Origin of the sequence: Dietzia cinnamea NBRC 102147 (assembly GCF_001571065.1) — a bacterium.
GTDB lineage: Bacteria > Actinomycetota > Actinomycetes > Mycobacteriales > Mycobacteriaceae > Dietzia > Dietzia cinnamea.
Genome location: NZ_BCSW01000093.1, coordinates 1 through 5,133, shown reverse-complemented (window position 1 = coordinate 5,133; position 5,133 = coordinate 1). Strand labels below are relative to the sequence as shown.

Below are 5,133 nucleotides of genomic sequence, written 5' to 3'. Positions count from 1 at the left end.
TTTGATGAGATGCCTGGTCGGCTCCCGGACGCTGGCAGCCCCATGGATCCACCGGCTCGTCCTGTGCCTTACTAACTCATCTCGCCATAATCTGTCGCAGAGTGGTCCTCAGCAGGGGTGTGTGAGGCAGAATCGGGTCACGAGGCTGTCTCCACTGGCCCCCGAGCAGCGTCAGCGGCTACCAACTTTCGCTGAAATGACCTGTCAAGACCTCGAAGGCTCCACTCCTGGCGCACCCGAGTAGACGATTGAGCCTGCGGGGCAGCGGCAGCCCCGGCCGTCCCGCACTGGAGGGCACCTTGTGAGACCTGATCGAGAACCTGACCCGCGGGCGCACCTGCCCGACACGCTCTACGACCTCGCACAGCACCATGCGCGACGAGCTATCAGGGAACCGCGTGTCGCGGATCCGCTCGACGAATATGACCGCACAACATCCCTCGGGGCGGCTGCGGAGTTCTTGGCGAAGTCGACGCTCGCTGGCATCAGCGTCACCCTCCTCGCGGGGAGCAGCAGCACCGCTACTCTCGCCGAATTCGGGGCGCGTCAAACCGCACCAAAGAGAGGCATTGGCGAGCCAGTGACAGTCGGCGCCGTCGACGCCGTGAAACGGCTCAACCAGCTGGCCGCGATATCTCCCGCGTTGCCCCAGCCAGATAACCTGTTCGCGACTCGCAACCGGGCGATCCACCTGGGCGCGTTACCGACGCCGACCGACGCCACCGCAGCCCAAGCTGAGCTCGTAACGTGGGTGGACGTCGTTCTAGAACGACGTCGTGCTCTACATCAGTCCGGCGACTGGGAAACGTTCTGGTCACCGACGTACGCAGAGATCGCGACCTCGATCCTCGATGAGACATACGAGGAACTACGAAGGGTGTTCGATCGGGCGGTGCAGGACGCAGCCGCGATGTACGGATCACTGGTCGACGACTTGGAACCGGAGGCCCGACAGATTCTGATTGAGACACTGGTGCATCGCGCCCACTCGGTCGATCTCTACACCCAGCCTTACCGATGTCCGGCATGCCACAATCACACCTTGCACGGCCTCTACGAGTTGCATCGGACGGTAGAGGTCGATGACAGCGACGCGCCCGAAAGTGTCGGCTACTTCGTGAGGGAAACAGCGGAACTCGACTTCATTCACTGTCCCGTCTGCGACCTTCATCTCGATCGGAGCCTTGCCGGCTTCACCGACGTCCCACTTACCCGTGACCACGGTGACAAGAACGCCACCTCGGACGAGATCGAGGCTTGGAACGACAATCAGTACGAGAAACATCGCATCGCCTTCGAGCACGCGGAGATCGGCGAACCAGAAGAGCCCGATCACTCATAGCCAAGAATGGGCGCCTCCTGAGACCGGGGCCATCACGTCACCGTCATAGCCCTCGTCAGCCTGACGATAACCATCGGATCCGCCAGTTCCCTCCCCGATCAAGACGCCCCGCCACCGCCCGCAGTATCGGGTACGAGCTGTAAGCCGCTTTGGGCAATGGTCTTTCTTTTGTTCGGACTTCGTTCTGATGAGAGCACGGTGCATGAGACTTCGCTGGAACCTCCGCACATCACTCACTCAAGCCGGCCAGGCGCTGTCGCTCTCGTTCAGATAACTCAGATCTTCCGGGAATATCAGCCTGTCGGCGAATATACTCGAGTTCATCGGGCAATTCTGGAGGCCATGGCCAGTCACTACCACGGGGAGACTCTAGGTCCAAGTCCTCATTAATTCCCAACTCGGACCGCATGGCATTTCGCAACAGACCGACGAGATCTCGCGCTCGAAAGTACTGCGGATAGAAATCTGCGAAGAAGCCGCCCACTTCTACGGTGCTACTAATTTCCATGAGCGCACCGGACACACGGTCTGCCAGCTCGCCTACTTGTTTGCCAGCCACCAAAGAAAGATCAGCCAGCAACGGCTGAAGTTCATCGTCCCACCGAACGTGGTATTCGAAAAGCAACTCCTTCCGCAGTTCATCGTCCTCGGCCGATGCAGGCTTCGTATCGTCGTAAGGAAGAAAGGATGCCGCGCCATCTATGTCACGCAGCATCGCCTGTACCAAGACCAGATACTGCGCGTAACCCCGTTGCCGGTTCTCGGTCCAACGACGCGCATCCGACTCCGCTAGGCGCCGGCGTTCAGCCCTGGCTCCGAGGAATGTGGAGAGCGCGACACCTCCAAGCGAGCCAATCACCCCGATCAAGCCGACGAGGATGGCGGTCACTGGCTGCAGATCCACAGCGGTTCTTCCTCCCGTCACGAGCCTAACGACCCGAACCTGCAATATCGTCGCCCTTAGCGAGGTCGTCTGCAGCCCTGATCGGCTGCCTCCGGTTCGACACGTCGTGGTAGACGGGTGGCGACCGGAGCAGCTTCACGCTCGTCGCGACACACCGGTCTCCCCTTCAGAGAAACTCGGTCGCGCTCCATTGTCGGCCATGTCCTAATCGGCATGACCCTAAACAGCACTACGGGGCCAACCGTCACGGCGTGCGACGTTGTAGCGCTCGGTACAGCGTGGAGCGGCCGACCCCGAGATCGCGGGCGATGGCCGACGGCCCCTCCCCCGCCTCGATGCGGGCGCGGGCCTTGTTGATTTGCTCGTCAGTCAGGACGCGTTTGCGTCCCTTGTACTTTCCCTTCGCCTTGGCGATGGCAATGCCCTCAGCCTGGCGTTCACGGATGATGGCCCGCTCGAACTCGGCGAACGCCCCGAGCAGTGTCAAGGGCCATTGAGTTCTGCCCAGGGGCGGTCGTGAGACCTGCCCGGTGACGGTCACCAGATCTGCCCGGAGATGGCCATGGGATCTGCCCACAGGGGCTGGCCATCTCCGGTCCCGGGATTGTCAGGTCAAGGGCCTCACCCCCTGGCCGGCGAGTGCTTGGGTGAGGCGGATGGAGTCGCCACTGGTCTGGCAGACGTGAGCGTGATGCAGGAGCCGGTCCACTGTCGCGGTGGCGATGGTCTTGGGCATGAGCTCGTCGAAACCGGCCGGGTGCAGGTTCGAACTGATCGCGATGGCGCGTTTCTCGTAGGCGGCGTCCACCAGGCGGTAAAGCCCTTCGGCGGCGTCGGTGGCCACCGGCAGCAGTCCGATATCGTCGACGATGATCAGGTCGGCGCGCAGGATCTTGGCGATGGCCTTGGTGACGGTGTCGTCGGCGCGGTGCCTGCGCAACAGCACGCCGAGGTCTTCCAGGGTGAACCAGGAGACCTTCAGCCCCTGCTCGACGGCTTGCTGTCCGAGCGCCTCGAGTAGGAATGTCTTGCCGGTCCCGGAGGGTCCGCAGACCACGAGGTTCTCTTTGCGATGCACCCACTCCAGCGTCCGCAACGCCTGTTGAGTCGGTGCAGGGATCGAGGAGGCGGACTCGTCCCAGGCGTCGAAGGTCTTGCCGGTGGGAAATCCGGCGGTGGCGCGGCGTGTGGCCAGCGAGGCCCGGTCACGGCCGTTGGCCTCCTCGGCCAGCAGAGCGCGCAGCACCTCGGCCGGGTCCCAGCGTTGGGACTTGGCGGTGGCGAGCACTTCGGGCGCGTGGCGGCGAATGTGCGGCAGTCGCAGGCGCCGCAGGATGGCGTCCAGGTCGGCGGGCAGTGGCGGACTGGCCGGCACACCCAGCGCCGGAACCTCGGTGGTGGTCATCGGTCTTCCTCCTCAGAATCGGTGGCCAGTGGTGACTGCTGGCCCAGGGCGGCCCATCCGGCGGTGCCCTGGGTCAGCGACCGGTCCTCACCCGCAGAGTGCGACTGCCCGGTAGCGCCGGAGGCGGCGTGGTGGTTGAGGATCGAGGGCAGATCGGCCTCGGCGAACCGGTTGTGCAGGGCCGCGTGCCCGAGCGCCCAGTCGACCTCGTCGGGGTCGAACAACTTGGCCAGGGCGACGGCCTCGGCCATCTTCACGCGCATCTTCGTCGTGCCCGCAGCGGCGGCCTCGGTCAGCCACAGCCGGGCCCCGTCACCGAGTGCCAGGAACGCCGCATCCGCGGCGTTGCGGGCGCGGGGTTGGCGGTGCAGGGCACCGGCCGGGGCGTCTGGGAAGTGCGCATCGGCAAGTCGCGGGCTTCCCGGGGTCGCCCGCAGGTGGCGGGCCACCTCCACCGGCCCAGCGGGTCCGACGTGCACCACGACGATCTGCTCACCGGCGCCGGCACCATGGGCGCGGACCCAGACGGTCTCGCCGAGCAGCGTGTGCGGTACCGAGTACTGCCCGGATTCGAACGTCACCATCGGCGAGTTCACCGGCACCTGCCGCGTGGTCCCCAGCGCCACCGTGTACGCCTCGGTCGGCACGGTGTGCAGACGGGCCCGTTCCTGAGCGAGCATCTGCGCTGGGGCTCGCCGAGTGATGCGGTGCTCCCGGTCGTTGACCTGCTCGCACCATTGCTCGCACGCCCCCTCCAGCTCGGCGAACGAGGAGTACTCACCGCGCAAGTTGGTGTCCTTGGGCACCAGGTCGGCCTTGGCGACCTTGACCGTCGACTCCGAGCCACCCTTGGAAGCCGGATCCGCGGGCTCGCACGTGAGCACCGTGACCCCATAGTGGCGGGCGAACGCCACCATCTGCGGGTTTCGCACCGCCATTCCCGCCACATGCTCCACGGTGACGGTCTTCTCGTTGTCGGTCAGCACATACGTCGGCGCACCACCCAGGCGGCGCAGCGTCACATCCAGGGCAGCGAACACGCTCGGGGCGGTCCTGTCGCGGATCGGCAGGACCACTCGGAACCGTGACCACGCCAGCCACGCGCAGAACAGCACGGTTTTCACCCCGTCGATCACCGGACCGTCACCGAAGTCGTACTGCAGCCACAGGCCCGGCTCGGTCACCCATGGCCGGTGCACCCGGGCGTTCCCGAGCCGGTAGGACTTCTTCACCGCCGCCACCGCCCGACGCGTGGTGCGCTCCGAGCCGGTGAACCCCACCGCGAGCAGCTTCTCGTGGACCACGTCCGCACGGATTTTGCCGCCCGAGCGCTCCACCCACTCCTCGACCTTCGGCATGAGCTCGTCCATCAACTGCGGCCGCGCGGCCGGCTTGTCGGTCAACCGGCCCGCATCACGAGCCGTGACATAGCGGGCGACGGTGTGGTGCGAGACCCCGGCGAGCTCGCCGGCATCCCGATAG

5 protein-coding genes are annotated in these 5,133 nt (G+C 65.1%); 1 reads left to right on the top strand and 4 read right to left on the bottom strand.

The features are described from left to right. The first annotated feature begins 460 nt into the window (after window positions 1-460). Window positions 461-1,342, top strand: a complete 882-nt coding sequence (locus DCI01S_RS17390) for a C1 domain-containing protein (RefSeq protein WP_156482644.1) — start codon at window positions 461-463, stop codon at window positions 1,340-1,342. Between the two features lie 229 nt (window positions 1,343-1,571). On the opposite strand, the gene DCI01S_RS17385 is transcribed toward DCI01S_RS17390, so the two are convergent. The 4 genes from DCI01S_RS17385 to istA form a co-directional block, all read right to left on the bottom strand. Further along, window positions 1,572-2,231, bottom strand: a complete 660-nt coding sequence (locus tag DCI01S_RS17385) for a hypothetical protein (protein ID WP_156482643.1) — start codon at window positions 2,229-2,231, stop codon at window positions 1,572-1,574. Between the two features lie 259 nt (window positions 2,232-2,490). Continuing rightward, on the bottom strand, window positions 2,491-2,790 hold the full coding sequence (locus tag DCI01S_RS15815) for a recombinase family protein (RefSeq protein WP_244881766.1): 300 nt from the start codon (window positions 2,788-2,790) through the stop codon (window positions 2,491-2,493). 63 nt (window positions 2,791-2,853) lie between these two features. Then, window positions 2,854-3,651: an IS21-like element helper ATPase IstB gene (gene istB, locus DCI01S_RS15810; protein ID WP_061230105.1), complete on the bottom strand. Its 798-nt coding sequence runs from the start codon at window positions 3,649-3,651 to the stop codon at window positions 2,854-2,856. Continuing rightward, window positions 3,648-5,133, bottom strand: a 1,486-nt coding sequence (gene istA, locus DCI01S_RS15805; RefSeq protein ID WP_061230104.1) for an IS21 family transposase, incomplete at its 5' end; no start/stop codon positions are given. The genes istB and istA, both read right to left, overlap by 4 nt.

What these genes read in the sequence shown, in the direction of transcription:
- istB (WP_061230105.1), bottom strand. Translation starts at nt 3,651, where the DNA reads ATGACCACCACCGAGGTTCCGGCGCTGGGTGTGCCGGCCAGTCCGCCA.